This is a genomic window from Mycolicibacterium wolinskyi (genome assembly GCF_002101965.1).
Lineage (GTDB): Bacteria > Actinomycetota > Actinomycetes > Mycobacteriales > Mycobacteriaceae > Mycobacterium > Mycobacterium wolinskyi.
Genome location: NZ_LQQA01000015.1, coordinates 67,636 through 81,663, shown reverse-complemented (window position 1 = coordinate 81,663; position 14,028 = coordinate 67,636). Strand labels below are relative to the sequence as shown.

The following is a 14,028-nucleotide window of genomic DNA, read 5'->3' as shown; positions in this document are numbered from 1 at the left end:
GGTGCAGTCTTACTCGCTCACTGCCGCAGAAGCCACCGCGGCCACCCTCCCCTGCCGAGCCTGCTCCGCGGCGGAGACGAACGCACTGAACAACCGCAGCCGGTCGGCTTCCGGTCCGTATTCGTCTTCGGGATGCCACTGCACGCCGAGGTAGAAGCGCGATGGGTCCTCGATGCCTTCGACGATGCCGTCCAACGCGCGAGCGGCCACGACGAGTCCTTCGCCCAAACGGTCGACCGCCTGGTGATGGCCGGACCGCCCGGTGATCCGCTCGGCATCGAGGATCGACGCCAGTCGCGTGCCCGCAACGATGTCGATCGGCTCGTCGACGAACTCGGGTTCGCCGGGTGCGCCGTGATGCAGTTTGTAGTCGACGATGTCGGGAATGATGGTGCCGCCTCGCGCGACATTGAGCAGTTGCGAGCCTCGGCAGATTCCGAATATCGGACGTTCGGCGGCCTCCGCGGCGGCAATCGCGGCGAACGCGTCGCGGTCGGCACGCGCGTCGACACCGTACGCCTTCGGGTTCGGCGTGCTGACGCCGTAGCACGAACCGTCGATGTCACCCCCACCCAGCAGCAGGAGACCGTCGAATTCTGCTGCAGCCGAAGGGTTGCCGAGCGCTTCGGTGGTGTCCCACAGCTCGTACGACGCGCCGAGCTCGATCAACGTTGTCAATGCGAGGCGCGTGAACCGGCGGATGAGCGCGACGTCCTCGGCGCTGATGTCCGGGAAGTTGAGCGAGGCCAGCACGCACACGTGGGCACGGGGCGTCTGCGGCATCGCCACATCCGGGGTGACGTCTTGACGGCTCACCCGGTCTGCCGCGGACTGAGGGCTGCTCACTTGGTTTCCTTTCGTTTGCGGGCACGATCGACCAGATCGGCGAACAGTGCGGCGTCGGTGTCCGATGTGGCATTTCGGTCCTCGGGATGCCACTGGACCGCGACGATGTCGGACCGCCGGTGCTCGACCGCCTCGACGATGCCGTCGGCGGCGACGGCAGTCACCGTCAAATCGGTGCCCAATCGGTCCAGTGCCTGATGATGGTAGGACGACACCGCAATGCTCTCGCAACCGACGATGGCGTGCAGTCGCGAGCCCGTCACGACCTCGACGTCGTGAATAGCGTTGTGGTGCGGGGTGTTCGTTTCGCGCACGTGCTGCGTGAGACTGCCGCCGAGCGCGACGTTGAGCACTTGCATACCCCGGCAGATGGCCAGCGTCGGCATGTCGAGTTCGATGACGGCACGGGTGACGCCGAGATCGAAGTCGTCCTGAAACGCCACCGTATCGTGCGTCTCGTCGGCGGGTTCCTGCCCGTAGCGGCCGGGTTCGATGTCGGCGCCGCCCGGAAGCAGAACGCCGTCGAAAGCCGCCAAGCGGACCGGCAATTCGGCCACCGGATCGGCGGCGGGGCCATGCAGGACGACGGGCTCGCCGCCCGCCGCCCACACCGCTTCACAGATGGCTTCGGCGGCAAGGGTTGCCGAGAAGCGTAGGATCGGCACCTGCACGGCCCGCCGGCCGATGACGGCGACCAGCGGTCTGATCACTGCGACCCGCCGAACGGATAGTCGAGGGTCGGCAGCCATTCCTTCCATACCTCGTGCAGGCGTCCCGAATCGATCAGCCGGCCGAGTGCCCCGTCGAGTTCGGCCAACGTGTCCGGCCGGTCCTTGGCGACCGCGATCCCCCACTTGTTGGCGGTCTGCACCGTGAAGGCCAGTTCGTAGTCGGGGTGGGTCGTGCCGAGCGGGACGAACACCACGTCGTCGTCGACCACCGCGTCGACGTCCTTGGCGAGCAATGCGGCCAGCATGTCGGCGTACACGTCGTCGGAGCCGGGGCCGAACGCCACCGGCACTGCGCCGGTGAAGGTTTCGACGAGCGCCATGTTGGTGCTGTTCTCGATCGCCGCGACCTTGCGGCCCACGAGATCCTCGGGTGTGTGGATGTCGGCACCTCGCCGGACCAACACCCCTTCGTGGAAGATCGCATACGGCCGGGTGAAGTCGACCTGCGCCTGCCGGTCGGCCGTGATGCCCTGACCGCACAGCACCGCGTCGGCGTCGCCGCGTTGCACGGCGGGGATCATGTCGACCCACGGCACCCGTACCCACTCGACGGGCCGGCCGAGTTCGGCGCCCAGCGCTTCGGCGACGCCGGGTTCGTAGCCCGTGCGGCCGTGCTCCGGCGTCCACAGCGAAAACAGCGGCGGTGCTTCGGCGTCGAGGCAAGCCAGCCTCAGCGTGGCGCTCACGGCGTGTCATCCCAGTACATATCGCGCTCCCAATCAGTGACGTATCCACAGAATCGAGCCCACTCATCGGCATGGAAGTCGATGAGCAGATCCGACAACTTCGGTCCGAAGGCCTGCGTCAGCACCTCGTCGGCCCGGAAAGCATCGATGGCCTCACCCAGCGTCAGCGGCAGGGCGGGGAACCGTGTGTCCTGCGTGGTGTCGTATGACGAGCCCTGTGTCGGCTGTCCCGGGTCGATGGCGTTCTTCATCCCGTCCTCGCAAGCCGCGAGGATCACCGCGTGCGACAGGTAGGGGTTCACACTCGCGTCGGGCAGCTTGTACTCAAGGCGGCCGTTGGCCGACAACCGGACCGTGCAGGTCTTGTTGTCCAGTCCCCAGTTGATCCGCGACGGCGCGAACTGCCCTGCGTCCCAATACCGCTTGTAGGAGTTGACGGTCGAACCGTTGACGAGCATGGCGCCGGCCGTGTGCGCCAGCAGTCCGCCGAGTGCGTGCCGGCCGATCTCGGACAGGTGCAGCTCGGTGACTCCCGGATCGGCGAGCACGTTGACATCGTCGCGCCAGAAGCTGAAGTTGTGGTGGCAGCCGTTGCCCATCATCCCGGTGGCCGGTTTGGGCATGAAGCTCGCGTGGATACCGAGTTCGCGCGCCACCTGCTTGCAGATCTGGCGGTAGGTAGTCAGCCGGTCGGCGGTGAGATCGGCGCGGTCGTACATGAAGTTGAGCTCAACCTGGAACTCGTCTTCGTAGTCGCCTTCGATCATGTCCAGACCGAGCGCCTGCGCGTACTCGATCACCCTCTTGACGATCGGCCGGTTCCGCTCGAGGTGCTCGATGTGATACGCCGGGCTCGATCCGGGCCGGAAGCTTGCCTCCAAACCCTCGCCCTGCCATGTCATCTCGGGTTCGCAGCCGGTGCGCAGTTCCAGCCCGGTGCGGTCGATGAACGCGGTATGCATGCGTCGCAGCAAACCTCGGGTGTCGCAGGCGAATTCGGCGCCGGTACCCTCGGCCAGGTGGTCGGGCTCGTAGAGCCGGCAGAACACCCGGGCGAACGTGGTGTCCCAGGGCAGCACCGCGAAGGTCTCCAGGTCCGGGACCGCGGTGTATTCGGGGGCGTTCACGCCGCCGGCGAGGAGCACGCCCTCGCGGGTGCCCTGCAGGTTGGCGACTGCGGTCTGGTGCTGTTGTACGCCCTTGGTCGCCAGCCGTTCGAAGTGCCGGGCCGGGGCGACCTTGCCGACCACCCGGCCGGTGATCGTGATCGCCTGGAAATACACGAATTCCACGCCGCGGTCGGCGATCGTCTCCAGGGCCGCGGCGAGATCGGGACTGGTGGCGTTCGTCTGGCGATGCGAGTCGAGTGGTGTCGTAGTCATCGGGTCACCTCTTTGTTGGGAAGGGATCGGAAGTTCTCACGCCGTCACGTCGACGGCGGTGAAGGCTTCACGGAGCACGCGGCACCGTGCGGGGCTGAGGTTGACGGCGATCGTCCCGACATGCCGGTCGTCGCGGTGGTAGGTCGCGATGACGCCGCCGGTGATGTCGTCGAGAGTGCCTTCGTCGAAACGGATTTCGTCGGCGAGAGCGGGCGATCCGTAGCTCTGCAGACGCAGGTCTAGCTGATCGCTCCAGAACGCCGGAATGGGTGCGAACGGCGTGGTGTCGTCGGGCTCGCCGGCCAGTCGTCCGGACAGGGTCGCCGCGGCCCGTTTGGCGGTGTCGCTCGGAATCGACCAGTGCTCGACGCGGCGGGCCACGTCGTCGAAGAGCGGGTTGGGAAAGCGGGCGAGATCTCCGACTGCGACGGCATCGGCGGCCCCGACGACCGCGAGATGGTTGTCGGTCAGGACACCGTCGCTGAGGTCGAGCCCATGGCCGTCGAGCCACTCGACGTTGCAGACCGATCCGACGGCCTCGACCACGACGTCGGCGGACAAGGTTTCGCCGGTTCCGAGTTCGACGCCGGTGACAACCTCGTCGCCGGTGAACGCGGCAACCCCGGTTCCGATGACGAAGTCGATGCCCTTGGCGGTGTGGTGGCGCTGGATCGCGGTGGCCAGTTCGGTGCCCAGGACGCGCTGCATCGGTGGGCCGACCGGTTCGACGACGGTCACGTGGTGTCCGAGTGCGCTCAGGGTTCCCGCCACCTCGCAGCCGATGAACCCGCCGCCGACGACGACGACACGGCGGTGGGCCAGCAACGCATTGCGCAGGCCGAGGCAATCTTCGACGGTGCGCAGCACGTGGCGTCCCCGCTCGGGGCCGGGCACGGTGAGCCGGCGCGGCCGCAACCCGGTCGCGACCACGAGCCCGTCGTAGGACACGGTCTCGCCGGAGTCGACCGTGATGGTGTGGGCGCCGAGGTCGGCGCCCCGCACGTACGCGCCGAAGCGGAAGTCGACGTCGGCCACACTCGCCCGGCGGCGGAAGGCCAGACGCCCGGCCAGCTCGTCGGGTGCCACCGAATCAGGGTTGGCGAGAGCCTCTTTCGACAGCGGCGGGCGGTTGTAGGGAAAGTGCTGCTCGGCGGAGAACACCGTGATGGGTCCGGTGTGGCCGAGCGCGCGCAGTTGCTCGGCAGCCCGCAGGCCGGCCAGCGAGCCGCCGACGACGGCGACGTGACGCGGGGCCGACATCAGTCCTCGATGAAGATGGCCTGGGCCGGGCAGACGTCCGCGGCTTCCTCGACGTAGTCGCGCTCGGAATCATCGGGGTTGCCGTTGAATTCGAGCTTTCCGTCGTCGTTCATCGTGAAGACGGCGGGGGCGGCGATGGCGCACTGGCCATGGTCCTGGCAGAGCGAGAGATCGACGGTGACGCGCATGGAAAGTCCTTTCGTGCTGTTCGGTCAGGGGGCTGGGGTGAAGCCGATGGGCAGCTGGATCGGCCCGGTGTTGCCCGAGTCGGGCAACCAGGTGGCACCGGGCAATTCATAGGGTTCGCGCAGCCGGCGGGCCAGCAGGGGCAGGGCCTCGCTCATATCCGAGCGGGCCACGAAGTGTCCGAGGCAGTGATGGGCGCCGCCGCCGAACCCGAAGTGCGGTTTACGCTCAGCGGTGATGTCGAAGCCCGGCTCGAACACGCGGGGGTCGGTGCCTGCCGACTCGCTGTAGAGATGGACGGTGGTGCCCGCCGTGAGCATCGCGCCTTCGTACTCGAAGTCTTCCAGCACTTCTCGCGTCACCCACCGAACGGTCGGGTTGACCCGCATGACCTCCTCGACGGCCTTGCCGCCGAGGTCGGGCCGGTCGGCGAGCAGCCGCCACTGCTCCAGATTGGCCATGAAGGTCTGCATCGCGAGGCCGAGCTGGTTGCGGGTCGTGTCGAATCCGCCGAAGATCAAGAGCACCATGGCATCTCGCAACTCGGTGTCACTGAGCCTGCCGTCTTCGGGGCGTGACGCGTTGACCAGTGCGGTGACGAAGTCGTCGCGCGGGTTCTTCCGGCGATCGGCGATGAGGGCGTCACAGTAGGTGTAGAGCCGCTGCAACGCGGCCTCGATCTTGGGTAGGTCCTCGCGCAGCGTCACGCCCAGCGCGAGCCCGATCGTCACCGATTCGGTGGAGATGATCCGCCACTCGTCCTCGGGAATGCCGAGCATGATCGCGATCACCCGAGCGGCATACGGTTCGGCGAACTCGCTCACGAATTCGCAGCGATCCGGCTCGGCGAAGTTGTCGATGAGCTCGTTGGCCAGCGCCTGGAATCTCGGCACCAGACCACCGATGAGTTTGGGCGAGAACGCGGGGTTCATGAGCCGGCGCAGCCGGTGGTGCTCTTCGCCCTCTTTGTTGAGGATCCAGCTGGCGAACCACTCGGCGAACGGACCCTCGGTCACGCCGTTGTGCGCAGGCCAGGCGACGCTGCCCTGCCGCAGCTTCGGGTGTTTGAGCAGGCGGCTGACCTGCTCGTAGCGCAGCACCGCGATGCCGTACGGGGTGGTGGCATACCAGCTCTGCTCGCGGGCCTCGTGCACCTCGGCCGACGTGATGGAGAACGCCGGATCGGCGACGTCGAAGACGGGGACGGGGCCGAGGGTGGTGGACGACATCGGGATTACCTCCGAGATCTCGGGACCGAATGGTCACTAAATACTCTAGAAGTAGATTCTTAATGTCAATAGGTGAATGCGAGTTCGTCGTTAAGTGCCGATTACGAAGAGTTCACCGCCGGTTTCAGCGCTCGTCTCAGCGGGCTTCGGGCCAGGCGATCGCCAGAACCCAGCCGATGCCCAACGGCATCTCGGCCACCTCGCGGAATGCCGACGAATCGCCCGCCGGGCCCGCGGTGGGCATGGCGGGAAGCCGTGAACCGACGATCCAGCGGGGCGTGTTCGCGGCGATGACCCGCCGTTCGGTGCTGATCACGACGGCGTCCTCGCTCGTCTGCCGCAGCACCTCGAGCAGCTTGCGTTCGACGTCGCCGACCACCAGATCAGCGCCCGCCACCCCGAGGAAGGTCCCGTCGTCGGCGACGATCGGAATCGTCGCGGTGATCGTGTACATGTCCGACCCGCTGTAGTCGACATAGGGGCCGTAGGCCACGCGCGCCTGACCTCGCAGCGCGAGCTGATACCAGTCCATCTGCAGGTAGTCGTAGACGTCGACGCTCGTCGGGTCGAAGTTGAGGCGCAGGCGGGCCACTCGGTCGTCGCGTCGCTGCCACCAGGCCAGATAGCGCTCACGGCCTTCGACGACGAACGGGGCCGCGATGAAACCCATGCCCCACACGCCCCGCTCGTCCTGCAGAAGCTCGGCGAGCATGCGCTGCAGTCCACTGAAGTGGCCCTCGGTCAGCGCGGCGCGGGGCGGGCGGCTGCGCAGGACCACCTCGGCGATGCGGCCGAGCAGCGCATAGATCGGCTCCAAGGGCTGCGATGCCTGCTCGGCGAGGCGGTGTGCCAGCGTGTCGTCGATCATCCGGCGGATTCCTGGGTCGTCAGGTCGAGATGGACCGAAGTCAGACGCGGAAGCTGGCCCATCACATGGTCTTCGGCAAGGCGACGCGCCTCGAGCGGGTTCTCGGCGGCCACCGCCGCGGCGATCGCGTGCAGCTCCTCGACATAGGCGCCGACGTCTATCGGCGGGCCGATCGGCAGCCAGATCAGGCCCGCCACCTCGGCCTGTAGGTTGGCTTCCCGGCGCGCCAGCCGTGCCGATTGGGAGGCCACGGCCACCTCGATGTGAAACCGGCTGTCGGCGCGGATGCGGTCGCCCAATGTGGTGGCCGAGTCGAGTTGATCGGTGAAGGCGAAGAGCCGACGCACCACATACGGGGCCGCCCGTTCGGCCGCGAGCCGGGCCGCCTGGCCGGCGATCGCGGTGTGTTCGTCGAACAGATCACGCAGGTCCGAGGCACTCATCGCAGACAGCCGCGCGGCGAGCTGGTCGACAGGCGGGCCCGCGGGCCGCCGCACGAACGATCCACCGCTGCGTCCGCGCCGCGTCTCGACCAACTCCTGTTCGCGCAGAGTGGCCAGCGCTTCCCGCACGGTCATGGGTGCGACACCGAACTGGGCGGCCAGGTCGACCTCGACCGGCAGCCGCTCACCGTCGTCGAGCAACCCCAGATGGATCGCCTCGGTGATGCGCTGCACGATCTCGTCGGCCCGGCCCACCGGGGCCTCTGGCGCGACGAGGGGTGACAACGACGACACCGGCGCTCCTCCTCCGCGAACACCCTCCCTGGAGGGTCCGTCGTCGGCAATCTACCCGATTTTGAACAAATTCTGCCGTTCCGGTTGCCGGTTAAACAATAGGACTGTAGTTTTTCGCACTACTTCACTACAGTGACCTCAATCACCCAAGAAAGTAGGGCGATGTCAACCTCCAGCCCAGACCGCCCCGACGAGGGGTATTACTCGTACCACGATGAGGACGACGCCGCGCATCTGCACGCTCTCGGCTACAAGTCGGAGTTCAAGCGCGACATGAGCCCGTGGGCGAACTTCTCGCTCGGCTTCACCTACTTGTCCCCGGTTGTCGGCGTCTACACGCTGTTCGCGTTCGCCTTGGCGACCGGCGGACCGCCGATGATCTGGAGCTTCCTCATCGTCGGCGTCGGCCAGCTGCTGGTCGCACTGATCTTCAGCGAGATCGTCGCGCAGTTCCCGGTCGCGGGCGGCGTGTATCCGTGGGCCCGGCGACTGTGGGGCCGTCGATACGCATGGATGACCGGCTGGGTCTACCTGGTGGCACTGCTCGTCACCATCGCCTCCGTGGTCTACGGCGCGGGCCCGTTCATCGCCGCGACATTCGGGTTCGAAGCGACCGTGAACAACACCATCGCATTCGCCCTCGCCCTGCTGGCACTGGCCACGGCCGTCAACTTCATGGGCACGAAAGTCCTTGCCAAAGCGGCGATTATCGGCTTCAGCGCCGAGATCATCGGCGCGCTGATCGTGGGCGGCTGGCTGCTCATCGCCCACCGCCACCATAACCTCGGTGTCCTGTTCGACAGCTTCGGTGCCGGTGGCGACGGTAACTACCTGTGGGCCTTCGCCGCCGCGGCACTGATCGGCGTCTTCCAGTACTACGGTTTCGAGGCCTGTGGCGATGTCGCCGAAGAGGTTCCCAATCCGGGACGTCTCATCCCCAAGGCCATGCGCCGCACGATCTACATCGGTGGCGCCGCCGCGACCTTCGTCTGTCTCGCCCTGGTGCTGGCGGTCGCCGACATCCCCGCCGTCATCGCCGGCGAGGACACCGACCCGGTGAGCACCGTGCTCAACGAGGCGTTCGGCCCGGTGGGCTCCAAGGTCATCCTCGTCATCGTGCTGATCTCGTTCCTGTCCTGCGCGATGAGCCTGCAGGCCGCGGCGAGCCGGCTGGCCTACTCGTACGGCCGCGACGGCATGATCATGGGCAGCTCGCTGCTCAAGAAGTTCTCGGCAACGCGCCACGTCCCGCCGTATGCGCTGCTGCTCGCGGCTTTGGTGCCGGCCGTGATCGTGATCGGTTCGAAGGTGTCGACCGACGCGATCACCAAGATCATCAGCTTCGCGGCCTTCGGCATCTACCTCGGATTCCAGATGGTGGTGCTCGCCGCCCTGCGGGCCCGCCTCAAAGGCTGGGTGCCCAGCGGCAAGTACACGCTCGGCAAATGGGGTCTGCCGGTCAACATCGCGGCCCTCGCCTACGGCGTCACCGCGATGATCAACATGGCCTGGCCCCGCACCCCGGACGCCCCGTGGTACGACAACTGGATCGTCGCGTTGTCTGCGGTCGTCGTCGTGGGAATCGGGTTGGTGTACATGACGATTCACCCGCTACACGACCGCAGCACCGCACCCTTCAGCGATGCCATCCCACAGAAGGCCGAGGCGCGCAAGGTTCCGACGGCGTAAGGCCCGACGAAGTCGCCCGACGAAACGGCCCGGAGTCCGCTCCTGGGCCGTTTCGCATTGACTCACAATGGCGTCATGACCTCCGACGCGACCGATATCGTCCTGAGCGTGCCGGACCTCCGTGAGGTTACGGCGTTCGCCGCCGGCTGCGCGGAGGTCGTCCTCGAGATCTTTCAGGCCGATCGTCCCGACGACACGCGCCCGCGTGCGGCGATCGAGGCTGCGTGGGATTTCGCGCGGGGCGGGCGCCGCGGGAAAGCGCTGCGCGATACCGCATGGGCGGCACTCCGCGCGGCCAAGGAGACCGACGACGCCGCGGCGCGGGAAGCGGCGATGGCAGCGATGTGCGCCGCCGGAGCCGCCTACCTACATCCCTTGGCGAAGGCCACGCAAGTGAAACACATTGTCGGGGCAGGCGCATTCGCGGCACGCGCGGCTGAACTCGTCACGGGCGGGGATCCCGCCGTCGGTGCCGCTCACCTCGATGAGGCGGCGAAGCGAGCGACGCCGACCGTCGTCGCCGTCCTCCGCCGCTTCCCGCCCGCGCCGGACGGTGGTGGCCGAGTCGGTGAGTTGATGCGGCAGTTGGATTCTCAACTCCGCCGCGGCGCGCGCTGAGGCCGGAGTCGGATCACGGTACGAACTCCCGCAACGCTTTTGCCATCGCTTCGGGCTGATCCTCGGGAACGAGCGTCCACGAGTCGTCGATGACGATTTTGGTGGCGTCGGGATAGAGCGCCATCAGGCGGTCCGCGTGCTCAAGCGGCATCATCAGGTCTTCGCGCGCCCAGACGACGAGCACGGGTCGGGTGAATGTCCGCATCTGCTCGGACATTTCGAGCAGCCGGCGGCGCGAGGGGGCGCCGGTCGCGAACTTGACGAGGTCGCGGCGAATCGCCGGGTTCTCGACAGCGGGCCGGAACCAGTCGTCGTACAGGGAGTCGGGCAGTCCCTTCTTGCTCATCGCGCCATAGGCCCGACGGCTGCGCCGGAAGAACTTCGTGCCGAACATTCTGCTCAGCAGCCATCCCCCGCCCGGCATACGGCACAGCAGCGCTGCCGGACGTGCCGGCTTGGGCGGGTAGTTGTCGAACGCCGTGCAGGATGCGAGCACCAGCTTGCCCACCCTCTTGTCGCGACCTTCCGAGATCACGAATTGCCCTCCGCCCCAGTCGTTGAGGACCAGCGTCACGTCGTCGAGGCTGAGGGCGTCGAGGAAGTCGGCGAGGATGTGGGCCATGCCGACTTCGGTCAGGACCGCGTCGTCGTTCATCGGTGTGGTGTGCGCCCCCATCGGAAGCGTCGGGGTAATGCAGCGGTACCCGGGAAGCAACGGCAGGACCTTGCGCCATTGCCTGCCGTCCATGAGCAGGCCGTGGCCGAAGACGAGGACGGGGCCGTCACCACCGGTGTCTTCGTAAGCGACGGGTCCCGCAGGCAGGTCGACCGTGGGCATTCGACGCTCCTAGAAAGATCGTTCTACTCAGTTGACGATATGCTGTCCCGATACCACGCGCAAGGACAGATGCCATGGCCGATATCGGGACCCGCGACCGGATCTTGGAAGCGACGGCGGAGCTGTACCGGCGCCAGGGCATGGCAGCCACCGGACTCAAACAGATCTCGAGGGCCTCCCGCGCGCCCTTCGGTTCGATCTATCACCACTTCCCCGGCGGCAAGGAATCGATCAGCGTTGAGGTCATCCGGTGCGAGGGGGTGCGGTACGGCGAGTTGGTCAGTGCACAGCTCGCGCAGACCGACCCGGCCGACGGCATCCCACAGCTGTTCGAGAACGCGGGCCGGCTCCTGGAATCCCAGGACTACAGCGAGGCGTGTTCGATCGAGACCATCGCCCTGGAAGTGGCGAGCACCAACGAACGGCTGCGCGTTGAAGCCGCGGAGGTGTTCGAGAGCTGGCTGGCGCGGCTCGCGGACTGGTTCATGCAACTTGAGCTCACCTCCGAGCAGAGCCGGCGCTTGGCGGCGATCACGCTGACCGCTCTCGAGGGGGCGTTCGTGTTGTGCCGCACACTGCGGTCGACCGAGCCGATGATCGACGCCGGCATCGGCGTGCAGGCCGCCGTGGATGCCGTGCGCGCAGCGAAGTAGTGGCCTCGGTCAGTCGAATGGCGTTGTGCGGTAATGCGATAGTCATCGTAAGTGACCTGCGCGACATTTCAATCTGAAAGTGGCGGCGACACAGTCGAAATGGCACGCGATTTCAGAACCGCAAAGTGCTGTAGTGAAACTCACATCGGGAAAGTTGCTTTACTCAGAATTAACAAGGAGGATCGGAGTGTTCCACATTTTGGGAGACCCCCAGCCTGTGGGCGATGGAATCAAACGGTTCCCCGCGATCCGGGGAGCTTTACGAGGAGTGAGAAGAAATGCCGTTCGCGCAGTTTCGCGCAAATATGAAGCGTGCCAACAATCGGCGGCGCCTGTATGCACGGATCAGCGCACTGCCCGACTCGACGGTCCGCGAAGAGTTGATCGCAGTGGCCCAGCGGTACGAGCTTGAGGAAGCTCGTCGCTGACGCGACAGATTCGCCTTACAGAGCCGGTGGCCCACAGGCCCCGGCTCTGTTGTTTTCCGGGGTGCCGTCATCCCCCGACCACGGCTTGGAACCGCCCGCTGGGATAGGGCAGGTCGATCCCGTGCTCGTCATACGACCGTAAGACCTCGCGGCGAAGCTTGCGCTGCACCGCCCATTGCGCGTTGGGCTTAGTCTTCACGGTCATCCGCAACTTGAGAAGGTCGGGGGACAGTTCCTGCACGCCGAGCATCTCGGGCTTGCCCAGCACCTTGTTGGCCAACGACGGGTCGGCGATGGCGGCTTCGGCGGCCTCGACTGCGACCTCTTCGGCCCGATCGATGTCAGCGGTCAACGCGACCGGCACCTCGATGCGCGCGACGGCGTACTCCTGACTCATGTTCCCCACGCGCGCGATCTCACCGTTGCGCACGTACCAGAGCGTGCCGTCGATGTCGCGGACGGTCGTGATCCGCAGGCCGACACTCTGCACCTCACCCACGGCGTCGCCGAGGTCGACGTTGTCGCCGACGCCGTACTGATCTTCGAGCAGCATGAATACACCGGTGACGAAATCACGCACGAGGTTTTGCGCACCGAAGCCGATCGCGAGCCCGACCACACCGGCCGACGCGATGAACGGCGCGATGTTGACGCCGAGGACGTTGAGGACCGTCAGGACGACCCAGACCAGCAGGACGATCGACACCGTCGACTTGAGGACGGATCCGATCGTCTGCGCGCGCTGCTGGCGTCGCTCGGCGATCCGCTGACCGCTGGCCGCTTTCGGGGTGCGATCGCGTAAATGCCGCAGCAGCGGCGGCTTGGTTTTCTCCTGGTCGGGCGCCGTGCCGGCCTTGTGCGGTCGGCCGGTGGTGGCCCGGTCGATCAGCCGGTGCAGCACATAGCGCGCGATCAGTGCGATGACGATGTACGCGACGATCCGCACGGGTACTTCGATGAGCCAATGTCGATTGGTGTCCGTCCATTCGAAAGCCAGGTTGTACACATGCATATGCCCGACCGTACGGACTGCATCTATGCATTCAAAGGGCTGTTTCAGCTCCAGGGACTCGCGCCACGCCGCGACGGTGGTAGCCACGCGAATGGATCCGGGCCGGTGGCAAAGTACTCCAGGCTGACGTTTCCGCGATATCCACGGTTTTTCAGATGCGCGAGATGTCCAGCGAAATCGATGTTGCCGGAGCCCGGTTCACCACGCCCGGGCGCGTCGGCAATCTGAACATGGCCGATGCGGTGGATGTAATTGTCGATCACGGTGCCGAGGTCGTCGCCGTTGACGTGCAGGTGATACAGGTCCGCGAGGAGCCGCAGCGTGGTGACTGCTTCGGCATCGCGGACGCGATCGATCACGGCGATGACATCGGCGGCCGTGCGCAGCGGGTAGGCGGCGACACCGCTGAGGGGTTCGACCAAGACGGCCGCGCCCACGCGTTCGGCCACGCGGCCCGCGTACGCGAGGTTTTCGACGGCGACCTCATCGTGCTGACGTGGATCTACGCCGTCGAGGCGATTTCCGTAGAGCGCGTTGAACGCCGTGGTGCCGAGTCGTTCCGCGATGCCGATCGCTGTGTCGACGTTGTCGCGGAACACGTTGCGCTGTCGGGGATCTGACACCAACCCCCGCTCCCCCGCCGCCATGTCGCCGCCTGCGAAGTTTAGTGCCGTGAGCGTGACCCCCGCGTCTGAGACTGCCCGCACGAACGCGTCGACCTCGGTGTCGCCAGGTACCGCATCGGCGAACGGCCACCAGAACTCGATGGCTTCGAAGCCCGCGTCGCGCGCGGCTTGCGGACGTCGCAGCACCGGAAGATCGGTGAACAACGTCGAACAGTTGACGACGAAGTGCGCAGTCACGC

At 66.4% G+C, this 14,028-nt stretch carries 16 protein-coding genes; 4 read left to right on the top strand and 12 right to left on the bottom strand.

Annotation, left to right across the window (positions count from 1 at the left end):
- Positions 1-9: 9 nt before the first annotated feature.
- The 9 genes from AWC31_RS14775 to AWC31_RS14735 all read right to left on the bottom strand — a co-directional run bounded on the left by AWC31_RS14775 (position 10) and on the right by AWC31_RS14735 (position 7,925).
- Entirely contained in the window at positions 10-846 is an 837-nt protein-coding gene (locus AWC31_RS14775; RefSeq protein ID WP_234816861.1) for a gamma-glutamyl-gamma-aminobutyrate hydrolase family protein, read from the bottom strand.
- Complete coding sequence (locus AWC31_RS14770) at positions 843-1,556, bottom strand: gamma-glutamyl-gamma-aminobutyrate hydrolase family protein (RefSeq protein ID WP_207626361.1); 714 nt, start codon at positions 1,554-1,556, stop codon at positions 843-845. Before AWC31_RS14770 ends, AWC31_RS14775 begins: the two co-directional genes overlap by 4 nt.
- Entirely contained in the window at positions 1,553-2,263 is a 711-nt protein-coding gene (locus tag AWC31_RS14765; RefSeq protein ID WP_085144931.1) for an ABC transporter substrate-binding protein, read from the bottom strand. The genes AWC31_RS14770 and AWC31_RS14765 overlap by 4 nt, the downstream gene beginning before the upstream one ends.
- Complete coding sequence (locus AWC31_RS14760; protein ID WP_085144930.1) at positions 2,260-3,645, bottom strand: glutamine synthetase family protein; 1,386 nt, start codon at positions 3,643-3,645, stop codon at positions 2,260-2,262. The genes AWC31_RS14765 and AWC31_RS14760 overlap by 4 nt, the downstream gene beginning before the upstream one ends.
- A 36-nt stretch (positions 3,646-3,681) precedes the next feature.
- Positions 3,682-4,905: an NAD(P)/FAD-dependent oxidoreductase gene (locus AWC31_RS14755; protein ID WP_085144929.1), complete on the bottom strand. Its 1,224-nt coding sequence runs from the start codon at positions 4,903-4,905 to the stop codon at positions 3,682-3,684.
- Complete coding sequence (locus AWC31_RS14750) at positions 4,905-5,093, bottom strand: ferredoxin (protein ID WP_067856493.1); 189 nt, start codon at positions 5,091-5,093, stop codon at positions 4,905-4,907. The genes AWC31_RS14755 and AWC31_RS14750 overlap by 1 nt, the downstream gene beginning before the upstream one ends.
- A 24-nt stretch (positions 5,094-5,117) precedes the next feature.
- Positions 5,118-6,320 (bottom strand): cytochrome P450, encoded by a 1,203-nt coding sequence (locus tag AWC31_RS14745; RefSeq protein ID WP_067856490.1) that lies wholly within the window; start codon positions 6,318-6,320, stop codon positions 5,118-5,120.
- 136 nt (positions 6,321-6,456) lie between these two features.
- Entirely contained in the window at positions 6,457-7,188 is a 732-nt protein-coding gene (locus AWC31_RS14740) for a PDC sensor domain-containing protein (protein WP_067856487.1), read from the bottom strand.
- Positions 7,185-7,925 carry a FadR/GntR family transcriptional regulator gene (locus AWC31_RS14735; RefSeq protein WP_067856484.1) on the bottom strand — a complete coding sequence of 247 codons (741 nt, stop codon included), beginning with the start codon at positions 7,923-7,925 and terminating at the stop codon, positions 7,185-7,187. Before AWC31_RS14735 ends, AWC31_RS14740 begins: the two co-directional genes overlap by 4 nt.
- A 162-nt stretch (positions 7,926-8,087) precedes the next feature.
- On the opposite strand from AWC31_RS14735, the gene AWC31_RS14730 reads away from it, so the two are divergent.
- Together AWC31_RS14730 and AWC31_RS14725 are read left to right on the top strand one after the other, a co-directional pair.
- Positions 8,088-9,614, top strand: coding sequence for an APC family permease (locus AWC31_RS14730; RefSeq protein ID WP_085144928.1), 1,527 nt, complete (start codon positions 8,088-8,090; stop codon positions 9,612-9,614).
- A gap of 75 nt (positions 9,615-9,689) precedes the next feature.
- Positions 9,690-10,232: a putative immunity protein gene (locus AWC31_RS14725; protein WP_085144927.1), complete on the top strand. Its 543-nt coding sequence runs from the start codon at positions 9,690-9,692 to the stop codon at positions 10,230-10,232.
- A 13-nt stretch (positions 10,233-10,245) separates the two neighbouring features.
- Here the strand turns inward: AWC31_RS14725 and AWC31_RS14720 are convergent, their stop codons facing one another.
- Entirely contained in the window at positions 10,246-11,070 is an 825-nt protein-coding gene (locus AWC31_RS14720; protein WP_085144926.1) for an alpha/beta fold hydrolase, read from the bottom strand.
- A gap of 74 nt (positions 11,071-11,144) precedes the next feature.
- Here AWC31_RS14720 and AWC31_RS14715 point away from each other — a divergent pair, with 74 nt between their 5' ends.
- Both AWC31_RS14715 and AWC31_RS36855 read left to right on the top strand, forming a co-directional pair.
- Positions 11,145-11,723, top strand: coding sequence for a TetR/AcrR family transcriptional regulator (locus tag AWC31_RS14715; protein ID WP_085144925.1), 579 nt, complete (start codon positions 11,145-11,147; stop codon positions 11,721-11,723).
- A 278-nt stretch (positions 11,724-12,001) separates the two neighbouring features.
- A complete protein-coding gene (locus AWC31_RS36855; RefSeq protein WP_110775098.1) occupies positions 12,002-12,151 on the top strand; it encodes a hypothetical protein in 150 nt (49 codons plus the stop codon).
- 67 nt (positions 12,152-12,218) lie between these two features.
- On the opposite strand, the gene AWC31_RS14710 is transcribed toward AWC31_RS36855, so the two are convergent.
- Both AWC31_RS14710 and AWC31_RS14705 read right to left on the bottom strand, forming a co-directional pair.
- Positions 12,219-13,163 (bottom strand): mechanosensitive ion channel family protein, encoded by a 945-nt coding sequence (locus AWC31_RS14710; RefSeq protein WP_085144924.1) that lies wholly within the window; start codon positions 13,161-13,163, stop codon positions 12,219-12,221.
- A gap of 44 nt (positions 13,164-13,207) precedes the next feature.
- Complete coding sequence (locus AWC31_RS14705; protein ID WP_234816860.1) at positions 13,208-14,026, bottom strand: hydroxypyruvate isomerase family protein; 819 nt, start codon at positions 14,024-14,026, stop codon at positions 13,208-13,210.
- Positions 14,027-14,028: the final 2 nt, after the last annotated feature.

What these genes read in the sequence shown, in the direction of transcription:
- AWC31_RS14760 (WP_085144930.1), bottom strand. Translation starts at nt 3,645, where the DNA reads ATGACTACGACACCACTCGACTCGCATCGCCAGACGAACGCCACCAGT.
- AWC31_RS14755 (WP_085144929.1), bottom strand. Translation starts at nt 4,905, where the DNA reads ATGTCGGCCCCGCGTCACGTCGCCGTCGTCGGCGGCTCGCTGGCCGGC.
- AWC31_RS14750 (WP_067856493.1), bottom strand. Translation starts at nt 5,093, where the DNA reads ATGCGCGTCACCGTCGATCTCTCGCTCTGCCAGGACCATGGCCAGTGC.
- AWC31_RS14745 (WP_067856490.1), bottom strand. Translation starts at nt 6,320, where the DNA reads ATGTCGTCCACCACCCTCGGCCCCGTCCCCGTCTTCGACGTCGCCGAT.
- AWC31_RS14740 (WP_067856487.1), bottom strand. Translation starts at nt 7,188, where the DNA reads ATGATCGACGACACGCTGGCACACCGCCTCGCCGAGCAGGCATCGCAG.
- AWC31_RS14730 (WP_085144928.1), top strand. Translation starts at nt 8,088, where the DNA reads ATGTCAACCTCCAGCCCAGACCGCCCCGACGAGGGGTATTACTCGTAC.
- AWC31_RS14725 (WP_085144927.1), top strand. Translation starts at nt 9,690, where the DNA reads ATGACCTCCGACGCGACCGATATCGTCCTGAGCGTGCCGGACCTCCGT.
- AWC31_RS14720 (WP_085144926.1), bottom strand. Translation starts at nt 11,070, where the DNA reads ATGCCCACGGTCGACCTGCCTGCGGGACCCGTCGCTTACGAAGACACC.
- AWC31_RS14715 (WP_085144925.1), top strand. Translation starts at nt 11,145, where the DNA reads ATGGCCGATATCGGGACCCGCGACCGGATCTTGGAAGCGACGGCGGAG.
- AWC31_RS36855 (WP_110775098.1), top strand. Translation starts at nt 12,002, where the DNA reads ATGCCGTTCGCGCAGTTTCGCGCAAATATGAAGCGTGCCAACAATCGG.
- AWC31_RS14710 (WP_085144924.1), bottom strand. Translation starts at nt 13,163, where the DNA reads ATGCATGTGTACAACCTGGCTTTCGAATGGACGGACACCAATCGACAT.